This is a genomic window from Spirosoma luteum DSM 19990 (genome assembly GCF_000374065.1).
In the GTDB taxonomy this organism is placed as follows: domain Bacteria; phylum Bacteroidota; class Bacteroidia; order Cytophagales; family Spirosomataceae; genus Spirosoma; species Spirosoma luteum.
Map to the genome: position 1 here is coordinate 2,758 of NZ_KB893283.1, position 21,199 is coordinate 23,956.

Genomic DNA, 21,199 nt, shown 5'->3' on the forward strand with positions numbered 1-21,199 from the left:
CGTGAAACGTTCGATTCCAGAGGCTAATCCATCACAAGAAGGATTGAAACCCATTACCACCGGACCCGCTACAGTAGTGGATTCTGTATTCCAGAGGCTAATCCATCACAAGAAGGATTGAAACAACAAGTGCATCCGGTTTGCCAAAGCCCACGATATATAATTCCAGAGGCTAATCCATCACAAGAAGGATTGAAACCAATCAATCAGCATCTATATTCCCGGCACTATACGCCCATTCCAGAGGCTAATCCATCACAAGAAGGATTGAAACTAATTCGAGCCAAAACCAGGGCATCAAAAATCAGCATTCCAGAGGCTAATCCATCACAAGAAGGATTGAAACCCTGAAAACGACTGATCCAATGAACCAGCCACGCGGAATTCCAGAGGCTAATCCATCACAAGAAGGATTGAAACTAATTCGAGCCAAAACCAGGGCATCAAAAATCAGCATTCCAGAGGCTAATCCATCACAAGAAGGATTGAAACCCTGAAAACGACTGATCCAATGAACCAGCCACGCGGAATTCCAGAGGCTAATCCATCACAAGAAGGATTGAAACTAATTCGAGCCAAAACCAGGGCATCAAAAATCAGCATTCCAGAGGCTAATCCATCACAAGAAGGATTGAAACCCTGAAAACGACTGATCCAATGAACCAGCCACGCGGAATTCCAGAGGCTAATCCATCACAAGAAGGATTGAAACCAGGAGAAGAACGGTAAACAGGCACCCGTTAAAGTGGATTCCAGAGGCTAATCCATCACAAGAAGGATTGAAACCCCGTATCCACCTCCTGCTGCGTGGCATAGTCTAACTTATATTCCAGAGGCTAATCCATCACAAGAAGGATTGAAACCAATCAACCACGCGGCCAACGGGCACAGCACCAGGGATTCCAGAGGCTAATCCATCACAAGTAGGATTGAAACCACTTGTTAAGGTGTCCGTCCGCCATTTGCCTATGAATTCCAGAGGCTAATCCATCACAAGAAGGATTGAAACACCCGATTACCCCACCCCCGCCGAAACTACCGGCAATATTCCAGAGGCTAATCCATCACAAGAAGGATTGAAACATCTCGTCGGGCCGGGCGTCGTGGGAGGTAAAATAAATTCCAGAGGCTAATCCATTACAAGAAGGATTGAAACACATAGCTGGTAAGCGTAAGGTTTTGATGAGATAATAATTCCAGAGGCTAATCCATCACAAGTAGGATTGAAACTGATTCAGTGGGAGCTGGCTGAACAGCTGCGGCTCATTCCAGAGACTAATTCATCACAAGAAGGATTAAAACTCCGACTCTACCTCATTGTCAGCGAGGGGTACGCCATTCTAGAGGCTGTCCCAATACAAAAAGGATTGAAACATGAAAATGGCCGAAGTCGGTGGGCAGTTTGGCGTAGCATTTCAGAGGCTGATCCAGCGTAAGAAGGATTGAAACACGCAGGTTCCATGACGACAATTAGTATCCGTACCAGATTCATGATGTTGATCCAGTGAAAGTAGGATTGAAACTTCATTACATCAGTAAATGCCTTTGCGATCAGAGATGTTTAAAAGTCCATTTATCACAAGAAGTGTGAGGCCGATGGCTTTTATTAAAGCCAACTTCTTTAATCTACCCTATTTTTTTAGCGATCAGCTTCCGCTTATTGGTTATATAACCATATCAATTCGTCCAATTAAAGCCATCTGTACTTTATTAAATGAACAATGTAAGTATTTGTAAAATAATAATTTAGGTCTAGTATTGACGCCTTTCAAAAATCGTTCAGGAAACCCCTAGTTGCTGTTCTTTGAAAATTGGAGTGATTGGCAGATAATGGCTGACTTTTGACTTTACATATCATCAACGGAATTTAGCGAAACAATCACCAGTATGTTGAGAGGACATTAAAAGAAATATTGCCCTACAAGGGTTGGTAATTAACCCTCAGACCGTTTTGGTTTGTTTAGAACAGAGATTTTCATTCAATACCAGCCTGGAAGCTATTGACCAACTGCATCATCCTACCTTTCAGAGACTTAGGCCTATTCTAATAGTCGATATCTTTCGATACCTTGTGCCCAGGCCGGGGCAAAGCCCAAATCTTTAACCGTAACGTCTTAACGCATGGCTTAGCTTGGGGCTACGGCCGTTAAAGGAATATGCCATGAACGAAAAGAAAGTGCGTCAATTAGCTGCGGTCATGTTTGCTGACCTTGTGGGTAATACGGCCTTGATGCAGCGAGATGAAAAGCTGGCCTCAACTGTAAGAGCCAGACACCGGGAGGTATTCCAGCAACAGCACAAACTACATCAGGGAAAGATCATCCAGTATTATGGCGATGGAGTCTTAAGTGTGTTTAAAAGTGCCGTCGATGCAGTTCATTGTGCTATTGACATTCAAAGACGCTTGCAGGAAGACGAGCCGGTGGCCCTGCGCATTGGCTTGCACTTGGGGGATATTGTGTTTGACAAATCAGAAGTGTATGGCGATGGGGTGAATGTTGCCTCCCGTATTGAGAGTCTTGGGGTGGCAGGGTGTATTCTAGTATCGGGCAAACTAAATGATGAACTAAAGAATCACACCACGATTTCAACCACCTCGTTAGGCCACTTTGCGTTGAAGAATATAGCCGATAATATAGCCGATGCGGTGGAAGTTTTTGCCATCACCAATGAGGGCATCAAGGTGCCAGAACCCACCGAACTAAAGGGGACAAGGTCGCTGCCAAACAAAACTAGTGATGTGTTTCCTGTTACTAGTATGAACCGTAGCGGAGAAAACAAGGTGTTGTTAACAAAACTTCATATTTCTCCACCTGGTATCCAAACCGTTCATCGCACGGAGCTTTTTGAGAAGCTAGCTACTGGCCTGAAAACTAAGCTAATGCTCATTTCTGCACCAGCTGGATTTGGCAAAACAACCCTGGTGAGTGATTGGATCATTCAGCAAAAGATTCCTGCGGCCTGGTATTCTATCGATACCAGCGATAATGATGCGGCCGAATTTTTAAGTTATATGATTACCGCCATTCAAGGGCTCTACCCAAAATTTGGCGAAAATGCGCTGAAACTGCTTCATTCTCCCAGCCAGATAAGTCCGGAATCCATTATCCAGGTATTAATTAATGAATTGATTTCGTTTCCGAAGCATTTTTTAGTGGTACTGGACGATTTTCATATCATTACTAATCGGGAAGTTTTAACCCTATTTACCTATTTTATCGAATTTATACCCCCTACTATTCACCTGGTTATCCTCACCCGGGCCGATCCCAATTTACCCATTGCTAAACTTAGAAGTCAACACCAGTTGGTCGAATTAAGGGCAACTGACCTTAGTTTTTCGGCTAATGAGATCCATTTTCTGTTTAACCGGACGCTTAAATTAAAGCTAAATCAGGAGGATGTACAATCCCTTACTATTAAAACAGAGGGGTGGATTGCTGGTTTGCAACTCATTGCCCTGGCCCTGCAGGGGCGAGAAGATAGCTCTGCCTTTATACAGGCTTTTAAGGGGAACAACCGGTATATTATGGATTACCTCATTGAAGAGGTTCTAAAAATACAAACTCCCGAAACCAAAGAGTTTTTACTGCAAACGTCCCTATTAGAACAATTGTCCGGTCCGCTTTGCGATGCCGTTTTGGATCGTCAGGATAGTCAAACGGTCCTGGAAATGCTGGAGAGGAATAATGTGTTTATCATTTCATTAGATGCCGAGCGAAAATGGTTTCGGTACCATCACTTGTTTGCCGATTTACTAAAACAACGCCTTTTGGTAAGAGAACGCTCTGCAGTAATGAAGCTGCATGCCAAAGCTAGTGTCTGGTTTGAGCAGAACCAACAGATTCCGTTGGCCATTGAGCATCTATTCCAAATACAGGATTATGGTAAAGCCATTGAGTTGCTGGAAGAACTAGTCGAAGGCATGTGGGAAAAAGGTCACCATACCTCTATTATAAAATATGGTGACCTATTACCAGATGAGCTCATTAAAAAGAATCCAAGGTTTAGTTTATTCTATGCCTGGGTATTAATTACAGCCGGACAAATTCAAAAAGCCGCCCCGTTTTTAGCCAGTGCTGAACAACTTACCAGGCAGAACATAGCAAACGGGGCAGCTATTCCAGACCAGAAAAAATTAGTCGGTAAACTGGCGGTGGCGCTGGCTTACCAGCATTCATTCATGGGCAAGCCGGAAATTATCCTCGCCTACTGCCGGACTGCCCTGGACAATCTTTCGGAAGAAGATCCTTTATGGTTCAGTTGGGGATGGTATGCGGTTGGGAGGGCCCAATTAGCCAATGAAAACCTGATGGAAAGCACCGTGGCCCTAAAAAAAGCATTAGTGTTTGGTAAAAAGTCAGGTAACATTTATCTCATAACCACAATTGCCATCGCCCTGGCTTTCAATGAGGGCCGGTTGGGACGCTACAATGTTTCCTATCAACGGAGCGTCGATCTGTTAGAATTCCTGAAAGAAAATGGGTACGCTGCTCTGGTAAAAACAGACTGGACCTTTGCGGTTTTATTTGCCAACATGGCGGCAATCAAGTATTTCTGGGCCGACCTGGATGAGGCTACTGAAAACATTAAAATAGCTTATCGCCTGTGTATACACGAAGCAGACATGACATCCAAAGTGTTGGTGTTAGTCGTCTATTCGGTGTTATTGCACGGGCAAGGGGATCTGGTGGAGGCTGAACTAAAGATTAAGGAAATGGAAGTGATTTTGCAAAAAAACAAGGTCAATCCATTTCTGGAATCTATGTATATCGGCTGGAAAGCAACTTGGCTAGTTAGCCAAAATGAGTTAGAGAAAGCCCGCGCTTTTTTAGACATGCATGATGTTGAAACGGGCAAACCCATTTCGTATCTCGAAGAGTACCGCTACATTGCCTTTGCCCTGTTGCTCATGGCGGAGCATAAAATGGAGGAGGCCTATGGGCTGCTGTCCCAGCTATATGAGATGGCCAGTGCTCAGGGCCGCATTGAGCGCATGATTGAAACAAAAGTTTTCCTTTCCATCGTTTTCCTGGCGATCGGCGATAAGGAAAAAGCGTTGTCCAGCTTAACCGAATCGTTGAGCTATGCGGCCACCGATGAAATTTTAATGTATCATCTCAATTACCTGGAGAGGATCAACCCGCTGCTGCAGGAAATTTTCAAAAAGCAGGCAACTGCAGAATCAAAACTTCCGCAACCGTTTATTGATAAGCTGAAGTACACGATTGAAAAAAGAAAAAAATCACCGTCCGCCCATTTTAAACTGACTACCCGCGACCGAGAAGCTCTCCAATTGTTAGCGGGAGATCTGACTAACCAGGAAATAGCCGACAAACTATTTATATCCTTGAATACGGTTAAAAGCCGCTTAAAGGATCTTTACGTAAAGCTAGAAGTGGATAGCCGCAGCAAAGCCGTGGAAAAAGCAAAGCAACTGCGGTTGATTTAGCGCTTGGTGCATAACTGGGAAAACAGCTAAACTTAGACACCTGCTTTTTACCGAAGGACCTATCCTTCTGTTCATCGAAACATACGCCGTTTTATTGGTGTCCATTGAATGGCTATATCCAGTTCAACGGGTAACCCCAAGAACACACTTCGGTGAAAATCACCCCTAAAACCACCCGCTCGGGTGGTTTTTTCGTTTGAGGCCACCCCTACTTTTGAGTCCAGTTAACGGAATACTACGAAGGGCATGACCGAAATAATAATTCAGGAACACCTTGACCCCACATGGGAAAAGCACTTTGACGCCCTGTCTATCCGGTATAAGGACAATCTGACCATTATGCAGATAGAGATAAAGGACCAGGCTCATTTGCACGGTATTCTGAACCTGATCCGGGACTTGAATCTGAAGATCATCTCGGTCAACCGATTGGAAGCGGGCTAGTCGATGCCCGGGATTGTCGGCCAATGTCACATTTACTCCGCCAAAGCAGGAGGCTCACAAAACAAATTTAAATCAAAGTGCCATGAAACACATCTTTTTAATACCCCTTCTCTTGTTGCTTATACTTAATCACATTTTGGGTCAGGCGCAGCCGTTGTCTCAAACCGTACGAGGCACCTTGATCGATTCGGATAGCCAGGCCCCTCTGATTGGAGCAACCATCCTAGTAGTGGGGACTACGCCCTTGATTGGTACCGCCACCGACTTGAATGGCCAGTTCAGATTGACTAACATTCCTACCGGACGGATAACCTTACAGGTATCCTATCTGGGCTATGAACCCAAAGCCATCCCGGATATTGTCGTCAACTCTGGTAAGGAAGTGGTGCTGAATTTGAGCCTGCAGGAATCGACGGTTAAATTGGCCGAATTCGTGGTGAGGGCCAACCAGGTAAAAGGTCAGGCCCTGAATGAAATGGCCCTGATCAGTACCCGTTCCATTTCACCCGAAGAAACGAGTCGGTATGCCGCAGGTTTCAACGACCCTTCCCTAATCATGGCCAACTTTGCGGGTGTAGCTAACAACCCCAATGGAAACAACGATATTATTGTCCGGGGTAATTCGCCCAAATATGTACAATGGCGGTTGGAAGGTATCCAAATCACCAATCCGAACCATTTTGCTGACCAGGGTGCTATCGGCGGTGGATTAAGTACCCTGAATAATAATATTCTGGCCACCTCCGATTTTCACACGGGTGCTTTTGCCCCAGAATATGGTGATGTTTTATCGGGCGTATATGATGTAAAACTTAGAGCCGGTAATAATGAAAAAACGGAAGCTGTTTTAGGGGTAGGAATTTTGGGTACGGATTTAACCGTTGAAGGACCGATCAAAAAAGGGTATAAAGGCTCTTATCTTGTGAATTATCGCTACTCCACCATTTCCTTATTAACCGACCTGGGTTTAACAAAGGTTAAGGGAACGCCTAAATTTCAGGATGCCGCGTTTAAGATCGTATTGCCCACCCTAAAAGCAGGGGCCTTTTCGCTTTTCGGATTGGGTGGCTCGAGTAGCGTTTTCCTAAAAGGTGTAAAACCCGAAATTGCGGAAACGCCAGGTGACCGATCCATGCTCGATGGTATTCGGGAAGACCTGGAAAAAGGATCTAACTTACTGAACCTGGGTTTGACCCATACGATGCCTCTTAGCACCAATAGCTATGTTCATACTACGTTGGCTTATTCGCAGGAAGGCATTAAAGACCAGGTATTTGAATCCAGCATCGAAAAACAATATGACGGTACTGGGGCCTTCCTAATGGATTCGGTGCTAAACACGCACCCTAATTACCAAAGCCACTTGCTCAAATCGACTTACCGGGGTGGCATCACCTATCACAACAAAATAAATGCCCGAAACAGCATTCAGATCGGCTCTCAATACTCGCTTGTCAAGTATGATTACCGTCAAAGCCATATACAGGAGGATGTTTCTACTCGTGCCTATTCACTTAACTTTCAAAATAAAGTAGGTTCTGTCCGGAATTATATCAGTTGGAAACACCGCTTCAATGAAGCAGTCACGATGGTGACGGGGCTTCATAACATGAATGTGCTGCTCAACCATAAAAGCACGCTGGAACCCCGAATTTCCCTGAATTGGCAACTCAACCCGACCAATTCACTGCAGGCTGGTTATGGGAAACATAGCACGATGGAAAGTGCTCATAACTATTTTGCCCAAGTTGAATCGGAAAATGGACAACCAAGTGAGCCAAACAAAAACCTGGGTTTGCTCAAAGCCCACCATTTTGTGCTGGGTTACCAAAAACGGTTCTCCCGGGCGTTAGTGGCCAAAGCAGAAGTGTATTACCAGTCTCTCTACCAGTTACCAGTCGAAAATAGGATTAACAGTACGTTTGCTACTATCAATGAGGGGCCAGATTTTAACTATGTTGCCTTGGTAAATGGAGGAACTGGAAAAAATTATGGGATTGAACTGACCCTAGAACGTTTCTTTGACCATAATTTTTATTATTTAATTAATGGCTCCCTATATAGCTCTACCTATCAAACACTAGAAGGCAAAGTGCGAAACACACCTTACAATGGCCATTATTTAATCAATATCTTAGCTGGAAAAGAATTTGTCAAGTTGGGAAAAAAGCAGAATCAAGTACTGGGCTTGAATGCGAAAGTATTTTTCAGTGGCGCCAAACCTATTATTCCGCTGTTAAGAGATAATGCTGGAAATTTAGCGGTTGATCCGGCTAAGAATAAGTTCTGGGATTATGAAAAAGCGTACGAGACTTCCTTAGGCGACCTCTCCAAGTTAGTGCTCTCGGTCAGTTACAAATGGAACAAGCCCCGAACTACACATGAGCTATTCCTTAACTTAGATAATGTCACGAATCGGCAAGGCAAGCTGACCGAATATTACGACCCAAATAAGCCTGGTTCAATAGGTCATACGACTCAAAGGGGTTTGCTTCCTAACCTGATGTACCGGTTATACTTTTAGTTTGACAATTGTCCAGGGGAACTTACTTACTATCATTTACAGAAACTCCTGGATTGGGCTTGAGTACCAAACGGCAAACTTCGCAACTGTAGATTGTACCAAAGTAGCCGATGTCAGTTAGTCGCTACTAAGCTAAATAGGTGTGAAATGCACCCTTCTGTTTTGATCCGTGAGTAGGGCTTTAATACCAAGGCATAGCTATGCCTTTAGGTAATCCATTGCCATACTAAAGGCAGGGCAGCTTTACAGACTAATTCACACAACAATAAGCTACTATTCAGAGGAAGTGATTTTAATTGGTGTTAATTATTTCAAATCTAAGCTTGAAGTTTTATGAAAACATTAATGTGTTGTTGTATATTGTTCTTCCACATTCTTTTTGTCAGAGCACAGGAGAATAATAGTTTTGTGACTGGATTTAAAAAAAGTATATCCTCTAAAGTATTAGGACAACAGCGTGATGTTTGGATACATTCTCCCACAGGTAATAATGTAAGTAAGGTTACTGGCAATGAAGGCTACCCAGTAATCTATTTATTAGATGGAGAGACAAACTTTAATACAGTCGTTAGTATAACAGACTATATGAGCGAGGTGGGACTTTGCCCACCCATGGTTATAGTTGGGATAATACATCCTAACAGGATGAAAGATTTAACATCAGGTACAGATAAAGAATATCCTGGTTTTGTTGGCACAGGCAATAAATTTATGGCTTATGTCGAAACAGAATTGATGCCTTTTGTTGAATCTAATTATCCAACTACACCTTACAAAATTTTTATAGGGCATTCTGTTGGAGGTTTAACTGTTATAAACGCTTTAATACACCAACCTAATTTATTTAATGCATATATTTCTCTCGACGGAGCATTATGGTGGGACGATCAAAGAATTGTAAAAGAAGGAGAGCTTATCTTAAAAAATAAAAATTTTAAAGGTAAAACATTGTTTATGGGATTAGCTAATCGTATGGAAAAAGGAGTTGATACACTGGCCGTTCAAAAAGACACGAGTGATAATACTGTACTTATTCGAAGTAATTTGAAGTTAATTAAATACATTGCTCAAAGCAAAAATAATGAATTACGTTTTAAACACAAATATTATGAAGACGACGATCACAGTTCCGTCCGAATGGTTGGGGAGTACGATGCCCTGCGTTTTATTTTTAATTTTTACAAATTTAAAATTTATGATAGCGACTTGGATAATCCAAATGTTAGACTGGACTCTTTGTTAATAGAACATTACAAAAATATCTCCAAAGAAATGGGATACGTTGTAAAGCCAAATGAGAGTCAAACTAACAATCTAGGTTATAGAATGTTGAGCCAGAAACTATTTGATAAGGCAGAACATCTATTCAAACTAAATATTGACAACTACCCTGAAAACGCCAATTGTTATGATTCAATGGGCGATTTATATCTTGCAAAAAAAGATAGGATGAACGCTATAAAAAATTTCAAAAAAGCACTATCTATCAAGGAAATTCCTGAAACAAAGCAAAAGCTTAAAAATTTATTGGAAGAAAATGATTAGGTTTTATTTAAGAACAGATAGGTAGTGTTCCAATCGTGTTGAGATAAGTATCTGTGTGAATTAGTTTATAAACAGTTTTTAGTACGCATGACGGACTAATTTAATAGATGTAATCATTCTAAAAGAAAAATATTTTAAGAAATCATAAAAAATAAACGACTAAATAAGAGCGACCCCATATCATACACAAATATTATGAAAATAAAGATAATTCATTACATATCGGGACTGACAATTACAATATTTGTTGGACTTCACCTTTTTAATCACATTTACAGTATATACGGTGCGGACAAACACATAGAAGTAATGAATTTATTACGAGTTTTTTATCGTAATATTTTTATTGAGACAATTTTGTTGAGTGCCGTAGTTCTTCAAATATTTTCAGGTGTTGTACTTTTCAAGACAAATAGAAAAACAGCAATTTTAAACTTTGACAAACTACACATTTGGACAGGCCTCTATTTAGCAATTTTCTTCATAATTCATTTAACTGCGGTATTGAGTGGACGATTTTTTTTGCATCTTGACACAAATTTTTACTTTGGTGTAGCAGGCCTAAATTCGTTTCCATTTAACTTGTTTTTCGTTCCTTATTATGGATTGGCAATAACCTCATTTTTCGGACACATTGCTTGTATACATAACAAGAAAATGAAAAAATATTTCTTTGGTTTATCACCAAGTAGGCAGTCAAAAGTAATTTTTCTTTTTGGGGTTTGCTTTACAATTCTGATATTTTATGGACTAACAAATCATTTCAAAGGTGTGCAAATTCCAGTAGAGTATAACACTCTAATTGGTAAATAAAATGAAAGTAATCAATATTCATAAAAGAGAAATTCAACAACCACCAGTAGAGCTTGCCAAGTTATTTAATACGTTGGCAACAGAAAACGATATGATGCTAGCGACAGATAAATGGCCGGCCATGAAGTTTGAGAAGGGGTTACAGGTAGGTTCAAAAGGTAGACACGGTCCAATAAAATATTTTGTAACAGAATATCAGCCTGGAAAATCTATAACATTACAATTTGACATGATCGGGTTTAATGGTTTTCACAAACTTGCAATAACAGAGTTGGAAACAACTAAAACGGAACTTTCACATGTAATTAACATGACGACAATGGGTTCCGCAACTATAAAATGGGCATTAGTTATTCGGTGGTTACACGATGCATATATTGAAGATGCATTTGACAAAGTAGAAAATCATTTTATAAATGACAAGAAATATAGCGAATGGAATTTATGGGTAAAAATTTTAAGAAAAATTAATAGACCGAAGAGAAAATAAGGCGAAAACCCTATGCGGTCTGGCAAAAGGCAGGCTGACATTCGCTTAAAAATTCCCCTTCGTTAAGATATGAAGGGCATGACCAAAATAATAATTCAGGAACACCTTGACCCCACATGGGAAAAGCACTTTGATGCCCTGGCATCCCGTATAAGGACAATCTGACGCAAATTCGCTGATGGAACTCAATTTGCGATCCAAGCAGCAGGCCTCGCATTGGCTTGGTTTTGCTGACAAAATAACACCGTTTATTTACACATAAAGCTTCATTTATACAGCCAACATGTTCATTTACAAAATCCTGAAACGCCCCTTTTTCGGCAACTTTATGGTCAAGTGGAGAAGCCCTTTATCCGTTGAACAGCAACGGGAATGGGAGCCGTTTTCAGTAAAGAGTAAATCAGGTGGCATCCTTCAAGGATTATTTGCCCGATCTAAAACCAATGAGGAAAAATCCACGATTGTGCTTGGTCACCCCATGGGCAAAGAAGCGAAAGGCTATTTTATTAAGCATGGCTATACAGATTTATTAAGAGAGCATGGTTTTAATACCGTGGTTTTCGACATCAATGGGTTTGGCGAAAGTACCCACGGAAATTTTTCCTATTTTGATGACATCGTGGCCATGGGTATCAAAGCCTCCGAATTGACCCCCGCTATTCCCATTGGTTATCATGGTATTTCTCTGGGTGGACAAATGGCAACAATTGCTTTTGCTGATCCCACCCATCCCTATCGGTTCGCCATCGTTGAGAGTGCGGCCATTACGTTAGAAGATTTTTGGATACAGTTTCCTGTATCCTACAAAATGCTTCAATTGTTTAACCTACTGTTGCCTACTTATAAGAAAAAAGTGCGCATGATTGAGCGCATTAAAGAAGCTAAGCACCTGTCGTCGTTACTTCTCATTTATTCCAAATCTGACGATTGGGTTCCCGTAGAAATGGGAATGAAATTTAAGGAGCATAGCCCAGTAGCGACCGAACTTTGGATGGTAGCCAACGCTCAACATGCATCCATGATGAAATCCGAACATAAGGATGCATATTCCAGAAAAATCTTAGACTATTTTGATCGTTCAAGTCAGCACCTCGAAAACAAATAGCAAAAACTTGTTTTAGCCCCCTATTAGCTGGATTGATTTTCTGAAAAGGTTGTATCATAAACTAACTCTGCTTCCTCCCACTTTAGCTGCGGTTATGGTGCTCCCAGTGGTGGTCCTGTTTAGGCGGACACTTTACTTTTGAGAGTTCAACAAAACAGTTTGGTGAAATTGGTTTTCAAAATCAATCGGGGAATGGTAACCTAACCCCGAATGTAACCGGCGAATATTATAATACCCGCGCCACGGTGGCCTTCAATATAGTTAAATAGCTCGTCATGGGCATCCTGAAGACTCATAAAACAACCATCCTCTAATAATTCAGCCTTTAATCGACCGCATGGGCGGTCCCACCCAAAATGACTCGGCGTGGGCATTTTGATACGGATTATCCGCTTCGGCCATACTTTGCCGACAATGCCATTTATCCAATCGTTGTCGGAAACGTTGGCCGAAATACTGACCACGGCACAGGCCGCCCTGCCCGATCCGAGTGAACAATCAAACCTGGCATGGGCCGACGTTGCTCAAGAGCCTGATCGAAAGCCTTGATAATCAAGTTCTCTCTCATAGCCTTATCGACCCACCAGCCTACGATACGACGAGAAAATAAATCCATCCAACTGGCTAAATAGGCCCAGTTCCCATCTGCCAAAGGCAAATACGTAATATCGCCAACCCAAACTTGGTTAGGTGCAGTAGGTTTGCCAAACTTGATTAAGCGGTTAGGACAAGCCGTTAAACCATGCTTGGAGTTAGTCGTTTTGGGTACGAAACTACGGGGCTGAATGGCCCGCCAGTCCTGCTCTTGCATCAAACGGCGTACTCGATGCCAACCAGCCTTTACGCCCTGTTCTTTCAGGGCTTCCAGCACGCGACGGCTGCCATAGCGTCGGGAGTTTTCCCGCACGGGCGGCCCCCAGAAGATCTTGTCGATTGCTGTCGTCATGGCTAGATCGCTATCTGACNGAGTGAACGTTGTTCCATTACGATATGTATAATATGCAGTCTTACTGACATTCAACATTTTACAGAGTAGACGTACGGGGAAATTACTTTCTTCGGACCTAATAAACTGGTAAGTCATAGTCAGGTTTGTCGGCTGAAAATGGCAACAGCTTTTTTTAGGATCTCGCGCGGCTTCGGCCGTCCGATCAATCTCGGTTTGCCGCAGTTGCCGGCGTAGGCTTTCGACTTCTTGTTGAAGACTGTGATCGGTTTTCTTTTCCCCGCACCGGCGGCCCGGCTTTGTCATTGGTCTTCCGCCAAGCGTGAATCAGGCTATCACTAATGCCCATCTTACGAGCTACGGCCGTGATGGGTTCCCCATTGGCAACTAGCCGAAGCACATCGGCTTTAAACTCGGCGGTATACTTTCGTTTGGGTTGTTGGGATTGGTTCATGGTACACGAAGTTAAAAAAGTTTCGTGTCCGGGTATTCAGGACCATATCACTCAGCTATTTGTGTGAAAGGTGAGCTTCAAGATTATTATCAACGTAAAGTTGGTGAAGGCAAGAATAAAATGCTCGTTTTGAACGCCGTTCGCAACAATGGGACCGCCCATGCGGCTAATTCACCGGGTCTGCTCGGTAGTCCATCGTAGTCAGAAATATGATAAAAATTATACGCCAACGCTTGTATAACCCATGGAAATCTGTGCCGATGTACTTGAGACAAGTCTCAGAATAGCCGTCACGGATTGCTTCTTGGACGATGGGATAGCAGTCTTCGGGAGTAAAACTCCGCCTTAGTTTGCTCATGGTATCTGAATTTAAAAGGACTAATCGCAGTGCGGTTCCCCGCCGGGACGCACCACCTTTTTTTAAATTTTGTCCAGCCATTCAGGGGGTTAAGACAGATAGCCGCAGCAAAGCCGTGGAAAAAGCAAAGCAACTGCGGTTGATTTAGCGCTTGGTGCATAACTGGGAAAACAGCTAAACTTAGACACCTGCTTTTTACCGAAGGACCTATCCTTCTGTTCATCGAAACATACGCNGTTTTATTGGTGTCCATTGAATGGCTATATCCAGTTCAACGGGTAACCNCAAGAACACACTTCGGTGAAATTCACCCCTAAAACCACCCGCCCGGGTGGTTTTTTTGTTTGAGGCCACCCCTACTTTTGAGTCCAGTTAACGGAATACTACGAAGGGCATGACCGAAATAATAATTCAGGAACACCTTGACCCCACATGGGAAAAGCACTTTGACGCCCTGTCTATCCGGTATAAGGACAATCTGACCATTATGCAGATAGAGATAAAGGACCAGGCTCATTTGCACGGTATTCTGAACCTGATCCGGGACTTGAATCTGAAGATCATCTCGGTCAACCGATTGGAAGCGGGCTAGTCGATGCTTTTTGTCCTACTGATTTTCAAGTACCAGATGTCTACCTAAATATTCCAAACTCATAAAATTTATAAAAATGAGACGAGCAAAAGAACTTTCTTTTGAAGAAGGCAAGACAAGTATTACCCTTTATAATAGAAGAACCGATAAATCCAATGCAATTGTTACTGGTTGTTTTTTCATCGTAGCAACGGTTTCAGCTATCATTGGTTTACTACTCTATGACCCGCTCCTTACGAGCACTGACTACCTGCATCAAGGTGCAGCTAATTACAGCCAAATTATATTAGGTGCGGTGTTCGAAATGGTTTTAGTCATTGCGGCTTGTGGAACCGCTATTATGCTGTATCCTTATCTGAAGAGATATAATGAACAAATGGCCTTGGGTTATTTTTGTTTCCGGGTACTGGAAACCGTCTTTATTCTTCTTGGGCTTGTCAGTGTTCTTTCTCTCTTAACGCTTAGTTATTCTTATACAACAGCCAGCAATGCTGATACCAGCATTTACGATGCAGTTGGTACAATCGCAAAAGCATTTCATGATTGGACGTTTATCCTTGGTTCAAAGTTCATGTTGGGCATAAATACGTTTATCTATAGTTATGTATTCTACAAAACGGGGCTTGTTCCCAACAAGCTATCGTTATTGGGGATAACAGGAGCCAGCTTAGTATTTATTGCATCGTTATTAGCGATGTTTGGTATAATTGATTCGTTTTCTACAGGTGAATTACTATTAGTCTTTCCCATTGCTATTTATGAAATGGTACTTGCTTTTTGGCTTATTGCCAAAGGTTTCAATATTCACTATACCATAGAAGCTTTTGAAATTGAACCAAAATTTTAATCAAAATATCTTTAAACAATTAAAACGAATTTCCCATGCTTTCAACAATTAAATCACTAACAGCAGCAGTAGTAACAGCGCTCTTAATGGCCGCTTCATTTAAATCATTTTCACAGACAAACCGATTCAACGTTTCAGTCAATTCATTGACGACAAACTTCAACTACGGCAAATCGAACAGCGATTTTAAGCCATACAAGAAGGATTTTAAAGGCTTCCAAATCGGTGTAGCCTACCAGGCAGGCATTACGCCAATATTTTCAGTAGTACCGGAAGTTTATTTTGCCATAAAAGGTGGTAGCCTGGAACGAAACAATCAACTCACAGTCAATAAATCAACGCTACGGCTTTATACTGTCGAAGCACCTATTTTAGCTCGTTTGCATTATAATAACCTGTATTTAAATGCAGGCCCTTATGTTTCTTATAATTTGGGCGGGCGTTTGAAAACAGATGGATCTGATGCTGTAGCTGAAACGACAACAAAAATTTCATTTGGTAAATCCGCAAGTGAGTTCAACCGGTGGGACTTTGGAGTACAAGCAGGTGCTGGATACAATTTTATTATGAGTAAAACCACACTTACTCTCGATGTTCGCTACGGGTATGGTTTGGTCAATATCTCGAACGATGTGGAACGTTACAATAGAATGCTGAACATCAGTTTGCTTGTAGCGAAACGATATAAAAAGAATAGATCTGCCAACGGGGGATAGTTTTTGGAAGGTACTATGAGGACTGTGTAAGTAGGTTGGTTTAAGCGATGAATTCACTCGAAAAGTTTTAAGTCCCCGAAATATTTGGTTATTGGTAGCCATTTTAGGGGTGCTGTATATGCTCTGAGTAGCCGAGGGCCTGCGGCAATTTCACTTCGCATCCGGGCTAAAAGAACAGTCAGACCGATCTGTTACGCCTGCTGGAATCTGTATTTCGCAAGAGTTACTCCCCGAACTGATGTGTTCGTGAAAAGGGACGCACTGGACCGAGCGATAGCCATAAAGTAATACAGTCTTTAGTTCAACCGTTCACAAGCCTAGTAAACTATGATACCAGCCATATTGAATTTTACACTGCTGCTAATAATCAGCTTGATCCATGTGTACTGGGCCGCTGGCGGGCGCTGGGGTTTAGCAGAATCGGTCCCGAAACTAAACGGTGCGAAGGCAATTAAACCCGGCCGTTTTACCACCCTTGTCGTGGCCCTTATTTTCGGTTTCATGGCGTTTTTCTACCTGTACAAAATTGGGTGGTTGACTCCGCTAAATATCATTGTGCCGGATTGGCTAACTCGATCCGGGCCCTGGTTTTTAGCCGGAATTTTTCTACTGCGGGCCATCGGCGATTTCCGCTACGTTGGCTTATTCAAACGGGTGCGCGGTAGCCGATTTTCCCAGCTGGACACAAACTTTTATTCGCCTTTGTGCCTGTTATTAAGCGTAAATTCATTTCTGCTCACTTATTAGCTCTAGCAACCATGAAAATACTGCCCATTCCTCTTAAGCTCATACTCACATTGTGCTTTGGGCATGAGGCAGTATGGCCGAAAAACTTGCAACTGTAAATACGGTGAACGAAACCGTCTCAGCCAACGAAGCTGTCGTTCTTGTCAAACTCACTCCGTTATGTTGGTCGTGCGCCTAGATGATCTTACGACGCAGGAAAATAGCTGGGATCTTTGTAGTATAATTATTTTTCAAAAACTCTCAATTGCATTAATATTTCTGTAGTGTCATAAATAATATAAAATACCTTTTAAAGTTAAAATCATGAAACATAGTCTTTTCACCTTCGCAATTTTTCTTCTATCAATTAGCGGGTTTTCACAATCGAAAAAAGGATTTGTATTTGGATTTGCAACAGGCCTTGCAAATTCAAATTTGATTTTCCCAATAAAAAATCAGAACCACACAAATCTTGCCTTAAGTTGGAAAGTTGGTTATATGATAAATCCAAAATTGGCTTTTTTGATAAATGGTGCTGTTTCAATTTATGAATATAGTTTGTCAGATAGAAAAAAGTTAAGAGATTTTGGCGGTGTTTTTGCCTCTTCTCAATATTTGGTAACAGATGAATTTTGGATATTAGAGGGAATTGGAATTGGTACTGATGCTCCTGTATTATATGATTTTAAACCTAAAAATACAGCGGAAACTAACTATTATTCAGGATTAGGAGTAGTATCAAGTATAGGCTATGAAATTTACCAAAAAAAGAATTTCGCATTAGATTTACAAGCTCGATTAAATTATAGCACTGTAAATTTACCAATTGGCAAGATTAATGGCATTACCACAGCTTTATTGGTAGTATTAACTTTTATTAAAATGTGTATTTTATATTCATCTATGATATAAAGATATTTTTTGGATAGCTAGTTTCAATAACTCTATTTCATAAAAGCTCGATTAAATTGGAAACATAATGCAATCATAAATTAGTTTATGTTTTCGTCAATTGGTAATGTTTGGGCTGGAATAATAGTGTCGCAGCCCAAAAGCAGTGATAGCTTCGATTCCAGATGGGTAGTGAATTTAGACTGGCATTGATCCTCGTGTTTAAAATAAATAAAATAACCAGCATAACTAATTTACATCAATTATGGAAATAGGAATCATAGGATCGGGTAACATTGGGAGTACACTGGCCGGCTATTTGACTGCGCTGGGCCATCAGGTCTCCGTAGCCAATTCGCGCGGACCAGAATCATTAGGCGAAATTGCTAGGAAAACCGGTGCAACACCCGTGACAACAGCTCAAGCGGCCGGTGTTAAGGACCTGGTCATTATTGCCATTCCCGAGAAGGCGATTGTCAATCTGCCGGTCGATACATTGTCGGCTTCTGAAGCCATTATTGTGGATGCGGGAAATTACTATCCTTCCCGTGACGGGCAAACCACTGATATCCAGGCAGGGTTGACTGATAGTGAATGGGTAGCAAAGGTGATCGGTCATCAAGTGATCAAGGCGTTTAACAATATTGTTGCCCCAAGTTTAGCCTCTAAGGCCGTTTCAACGGGAAGTCCCAATCGAATTGCCCTACCTGTCGCAGGTGATGATAAGGGGCAAAAAGCAACGGTTATGAAACTCATTGATGAAATAGGTTTCGATGCCATCGATGGCGGTTTTCTTTCAGAGTCTTGGAGACAGCAGCCAGGTGAGCCTGCCTATTGTCAGGATCTGGATAAGGACACGTTGAGATCCGCCTTACAACAAGCAGACATCCGTAAACGGGCTGAAAACCTGGCAAAAGCGGATGAAATGGCGCGTCCATACCTATAATAAATAAGTAGTTACGACACGCCGAATAATGAAGCTTATAGCCTTAAACAATTGGTTATAAGCTTCATTCGTATCAGTGTCAGAAAATGCTCAAAATATAAGATTGTAGGTATTTACCAGTAATCTGTAGGCAGCCAGGTTTGGAAGCACACTTGACGAATCCGGCAAGTTTTAAAAATTATAGACCAGCTTAACCGTTTAAGTCCGATAAGTCATAACTTTTGAACCACAGCAATTTATGGGTAAGAATACTAAACTAAAGCCTAATAATAGGGCCATCTAGGTCGGATCTGAAAGCTGTTCCACTAACCATAATAATTTAACTGTACGTTGTCAGCCAAAAGTGGACAGAAGCGGCCGGGGTGGGGCGCCACTGCTATGCCGGGAGAAGAGAGACTTTTTAGGTTGGTCAGTCACAAAAATCGTTCAATAAATCCCTTGGCCAAATGAACACATTCTCTAAACCCCATAAGTAGTCTGACTCTTTTCTTGAAAGCCTGAAACCGTTCACGAAAAGGTTTCCTTTTATGGACGATCACTATGAAAAGTACAAAATATTGAAAAGGGGAGAGGCATAGCATCCTTAATCCTATTTAGTGGTAAAATACAATTCCTAAACCTGCTAGATTGGCATATACGTATGAGCCGTTGGTCGACACTTGGTCAACCAAGGTCTTTATCTAATCATCGTTCAGAAAACGCCCTAAAATTGCCAAGAACCCACAGGGGTACCGCAGGTTGGAGTACCTCGCTGACTCAACCGTAATTTTTATCCCTTACAACCGTTTAAATTGACGGGAATCCTCATTTGTAAATCACTCGATGAATGAAAACTCTTTTACTTTCCTTGGGATTGTTAGTTGCAGCTATTTCACCCCTACCCGCTCAAAGCCGAGTGTCAATAGCTCCTACCTACTGGTTTAATTACAATCCGTATTCGTATGAGTTTGCTATAACTGGCAGCCCATCGACCACCCCGAGCCAAATAGACCAGCACAATCTAGTCTCCTCGTTTGGCTTAAGTGCCCGCTATCATTTTAGCCCTCATTGGGATGTCTCCACCGGCATACTCTATTACAAAAACACAGCCTATTTAGAAATTTCACCGGGCAGTACTGTTCCCTTTACCAGTGAAGGCTGGCAGTTGCCGCTGCTAATGAACTACCGGTTAACTAAGCATCGTATGTCGCCTTATTTTTCAGCTGGTGCCCTTTTTGCAAAGAGTAAAACCTTTACAGAGGCCCCTATTCGGACAGATGCCGTGGCGGGGGTTGGGTTAGATTACCGCTTCAATTCAAGCTTGTCGTTGTTAGTACAGCCAACGGCCAGCTACTCCTTGGAGCGACCAGTCAATTCGGATGGGTTTCAATACAGCAATTATCGCTCTTATAGCTTGGGTGTGCAGACTCAATTGGTCTGGCATTTCTAAAGTTGCTAATTCCTTTTTTACCCTGTTGCAAATTGTATTTTTCTTAGACCTCTTGTATAGGAGTTCTTATGTTAAGAGAATATTCCAAGATCAACCACCTATACAAGCGCCGAGAACAGACCGGATTGCACGTTGGAAAGGGCGGACGCCGCGCGGGAGAGAAAAGGTCGGATTATGTTAATGAAATATTGGTAGATTAACCTTGCTTAACAGCTTCACGTAACATTTGATCATACAACGTTTTTAACGTAATGCTTCACTAGCCATATAAGAAAACCACCTCTCCCAAACAACGTCACTATCGCCACTACTGCAACTATCAACCACGTCACTGATCGAGTAACCCGCGTCCGCTTTTCGACTAACCAATTATGAGTACTTTGCCAATTGAAGCGGTAGAGAAGCCAAAGTAAGCCTACAAACTCAGCCATTATCATTAATAATTGAACCGTATACCACCCGCTTCTATCTGCTCTCATATGGTTGTTGGTGTCCCAGAGCAAGCTTTTGGGAATAATAATACTGTTGAGAAAGTTATGAGCGTAGTCTAAGAGGAAAGGAATGAACACGCAGCTCAATCCGTTAACGGCAACAAACAATATGAAGTAAGGTAACTTAGCCCCGTTGGTTCTTTTGCTCATTATATTAGGCAGGTTTACACAATATTTATGGTGCTCCCCAAATCTTGGACAGGTTTTGGGTCAATTTAAACTGGAGTCGTTTGGGAGCACAATTGCACTTTCTCCCCTTTCCACCCCTTTTATATACCACACCGCAGGCGTTTGATAGCCTAATGATTGGTGCTTCCGATCCTGGTTGTAAAACCGAAAATACTCTTTCAATCCATTGTGCAACTCCTGACCATCAGCATACGCTCTTAGGTAAAGATGCTCGTATTTAATGGTGCGCCAAAAACGCTCA

At 42.0% G+C, this 21,199-nt stretch carries 17 protein-coding genes and 1 CRISPR repeat array; of the genes, 14 read left to right on the forward strand and 3 right to left on the reverse strand.

What is annotated here, in order from left to right; genetic code table 11:
• Positions 1 to 13 precede the first annotated feature (13 nt).
• A CRISPR array of direct repeats spans positions 14 to 1,449; the repeat unit is 37 nt; unit sequence ATTCCAGAGGCTAATCCATCACAAGAAGGATTGAAAC.
• 712 nt (positions 1,450 to 2,161) lie between these two features.
• The 7 genes from B156_RS0123045 to B156_RS30500 all read left to right on the forward strand — a co-directional run bounded on the left by B156_RS0123045 (position 2,162) and on the right by B156_RS30500 (position 12,373).
• Positions 2,162 to 5,452, forward strand: a complete 3,291-nt coding sequence (locus B156_RS0123045; protein ID WP_018622160.1) for a winged helix-turn-helix domain-containing protein — start codon at positions 2,162 to 2,164, stop codon at positions 5,450 to 5,452.
• Between the two features lie 246 nt (positions 5,453 to 5,698).
• Positions 5,699 to 5,896 (forward strand): hypothetical protein, encoded by a 198-nt coding sequence (locus B156_RS0123050; RefSeq protein ID WP_018622161.1) that lies wholly within the window; start codon positions 5,699 to 5,701, stop codon positions 5,894 to 5,896.
• An 82-nt stretch (positions 5,897 to 5,978) separates the two neighbouring features.
• Positions 5,979 to 8,420: a TonB-dependent receptor gene (locus B156_RS0123055; RefSeq protein WP_018622162.1), complete on the forward strand. Its 2,442-nt coding sequence runs from the start codon at positions 5,979 to 5,981 to the stop codon at positions 8,418 to 8,420.
• A 333-nt stretch (positions 8,421 to 8,753) separates the two neighbouring features.
• Positions 8,754 to 9,965 (forward strand): alpha/beta hydrolase-fold protein, encoded by a 1,212-nt coding sequence (locus B156_RS29720; protein WP_084757846.1) that lies wholly within the window; start codon positions 8,754 to 8,756, stop codon positions 9,963 to 9,965.
• Positions 9,966 to 10,274: 309 nt separating this feature from the next.
• The gene (locus tag B156_RS0123065) at positions 10,275 to 10,778 is read left to right on the forward strand and encodes a hypothetical protein (protein ID WP_245563805.1); all 504 of its coding nucleotides are present in this window, start codon (positions 10,275 to 10,277) and stop codon (positions 10,776 to 10,778) included.
• A 1-nt stretch (position 10,779) separates the two neighbouring features.
• Positions 10,780 to 11,268: a hypothetical protein gene (locus B156_RS0123070; protein WP_018622165.1), complete on the forward strand. Its 489-nt coding sequence runs from the start codon at positions 10,780 to 10,782 to the stop codon at positions 11,266 to 11,268.
• Between the two features lie 283 nt (positions 11,269 to 11,551).
• Positions 11,552 to 12,373 (forward strand): alpha/beta hydrolase, encoded by an 822-nt coding sequence (locus B156_RS30500; protein WP_018622166.1) that lies wholly within the window; start codon positions 11,552 to 11,554, stop codon positions 12,371 to 12,373.
• Positions 12,374 to 12,794: 421 nt separating this feature from the next.
• Here B156_RS30500 and B156_RS31045 read toward each other — a convergent pair whose 3' ends face one another.
• Together B156_RS31045 and B156_RS29735 are read right to left on the reverse strand one after the other, a co-directional pair.
• Complete coding sequence (locus B156_RS31045; protein ID WP_157627151.1) at positions 12,795 to 13,625, reverse strand: IS3 family transposase; 831 nt, start codon at positions 13,623 to 13,625, stop codon at positions 12,795 to 12,797.
• Positions 13,525 to 13,773, reverse strand: a complete 249-nt coding sequence (locus tag B156_RS29735; protein WP_018622167.1) for a transposase — start codon at positions 13,771 to 13,773, stop codon at positions 13,525 to 13,527. Before B156_RS29735 ends, B156_RS31045 begins: the two co-directional genes overlap by 101 nt.
• A gap of 752 nt (positions 13,774 to 14,525) precedes the next feature.
• Between B156_RS29735 and B156_RS0123090 the strand changes: the two genes are divergently transcribed.
• From B156_RS0123090 to B156_RS0123120, 7 genes are all read left to right on the forward strand, one after another.
• Positions 14,526 to 14,723: a hypothetical protein gene (locus B156_RS0123090; protein WP_018622161.1), complete on the forward strand. Its 198-nt coding sequence runs from the start codon at positions 14,526 to 14,528 to the stop codon at positions 14,721 to 14,723.
• Positions 14,724 to 14,799: 76 nt separating this feature from the next.
• On the forward strand, positions 14,800 to 15,570 hold the full coding sequence (locus tag B156_RS0123095) for a DUF4386 domain-containing protein (RefSeq protein ID WP_018622169.1): 771 nt from the start codon (positions 14,800 to 14,802) through the stop codon (positions 15,568 to 15,570).
• Between the two features lie 35 nt (positions 15,571 to 15,605).
• Positions 15,606 to 16,286: a porin family protein gene (locus B156_RS0123100; protein WP_157627152.1), complete on the forward strand. Its 681-nt coding sequence runs from the start codon at positions 15,606 to 15,608 to the stop codon at positions 16,284 to 16,286.
• A 327-nt stretch (positions 16,287 to 16,613) separates the two neighbouring features.
• The gene (locus tag B156_RS0123105; RefSeq protein WP_018622171.1) at positions 16,614 to 17,033 is read left to right on the forward strand and encodes a DUF3995 domain-containing protein; all 420 of its coding nucleotides are present in this window, start codon (positions 16,614 to 16,616) and stop codon (positions 17,031 to 17,033) included.
• A gap of 303 nt (positions 17,034 to 17,336) precedes the next feature.
• Entirely contained in the window at positions 17,337 to 17,924 is a 588-nt protein-coding gene (locus B156_RS30510) for a hypothetical protein (protein WP_018622172.1), read from the forward strand.
• A 244-nt stretch (positions 17,925 to 18,168) separates the two neighbouring features.
• Complete coding sequence (locus B156_RS0123115; protein WP_018622173.1) at positions 18,169 to 18,849, forward strand: NADPH-dependent F420 reductase; 681 nt, start codon at positions 18,169 to 18,171, stop codon at positions 18,847 to 18,849.
• A gap of 826 nt (positions 18,850 to 19,675) precedes the next feature.
• Positions 19,676 to 20,278 (forward strand): outer membrane beta-barrel protein, encoded by a 603-nt coding sequence (locus tag B156_RS0123120; protein ID WP_018622174.1) that lies wholly within the window; start codon positions 19,676 to 19,678, stop codon positions 20,276 to 20,278.
• 701 nt (positions 20,279 to 20,979) lie between these two features.
• Here the strand turns inward: B156_RS0123120 and B156_RS31055 are convergent.
• On the reverse strand, positions 20,980 to 21,199 hold a 220-nt coding region (locus B156_RS31055), incomplete at its 5' end, for an integrase core domain-containing protein (protein WP_018622176.1).

Excerpts from the sequence above, each read along its gene's own strand:
- B156_RS0123045 (WP_018622160.1), top strand. The coding sequence starts at position 2,162 with ATGAACGAAAAGAAAGTGCGTCAATTAGCTGCGGTCATGTTTGCTGAC.
- B156_RS0123050 (WP_018622161.1), top strand. The coding sequence starts at position 5,699 with ATGACCGAAATAATAATTCAGGAACACCTTGACCCCACATGGGAAAAG.
- B156_RS0123055 (WP_018622162.1), top strand. The coding sequence starts at position 5,979 with ATGAAACACATCTTTTTAATACCCCTTCTCTTGTTGCTTATACTTAAT.
- B156_RS29720 (WP_084757846.1), top strand. The coding sequence starts at position 8,754 with ATGAAAACATTAATGTGTTGTTGTATATTGTTCTTCCACATTCTTTTT.
- B156_RS0123065 (WP_245563805.1), top strand. The coding sequence starts at position 10,275 with ATGAATTTATTACGAGTTTTTTATCGTAATATTTTTATTGAGACAATT.
- B156_RS0123070 (WP_018622165.1), top strand. The coding sequence starts at position 10,780 with ATGAAAGTAATCAATATTCATAAAAGAGAAATTCAACAACCACCAGTA.
- B156_RS30500 (WP_018622166.1), top strand. The coding sequence starts at position 11,552 with ATGTTCATTTACAAAATCCTGAAACGCCCCTTTTTCGGCAACTTTATG.
- B156_RS29735 (WP_018622167.1), bottom strand. The coding sequence starts at position 13,773 with ATGAACCAATCCCAACAACCCAAACGAAAGTATACCGCCGAGTTTAAA.
- B156_RS0123090 (WP_018622161.1), top strand. The coding sequence starts at position 14,526 with ATGACCGAAATAATAATTCAGGAACACCTTGACCCCACATGGGAAAAG.
- B156_RS0123095 (WP_018622169.1), top strand. The coding sequence starts at position 14,800 with ATGAGACGAGCAAAAGAACTTTCTTTTGAAGAAGGCAAGACAAGTATT.
- B156_RS0123100 (WP_157627152.1), top strand. The coding sequence starts at position 15,606 with ATGCTTTCAACAATTAAATCACTAACAGCAGCAGTAGTAACAGCGCTC.
- B156_RS0123105 (WP_018622171.1), top strand. The coding sequence starts at position 16,614 with ATGATACCAGCCATATTGAATTTTACACTGCTGCTAATAATCAGCTTG.
- B156_RS30510 (WP_018622172.1), top strand. The coding sequence starts at position 17,337 with ATGAAACATAGTCTTTTCACCTTCGCAATTTTTCTTCTATCAATTAGC.
- B156_RS0123115 (WP_018622173.1), top strand. The coding sequence starts at position 18,169 with ATGGAAATAGGAATCATAGGATCGGGTAACATTGGGAGTACACTGGCC.
- B156_RS0123120 (WP_018622174.1), top strand. The coding sequence starts at position 19,676 with ATGAAAACTCTTTTACTTTCCTTGGGATTGTTAGTTGCAGCTATTTCA.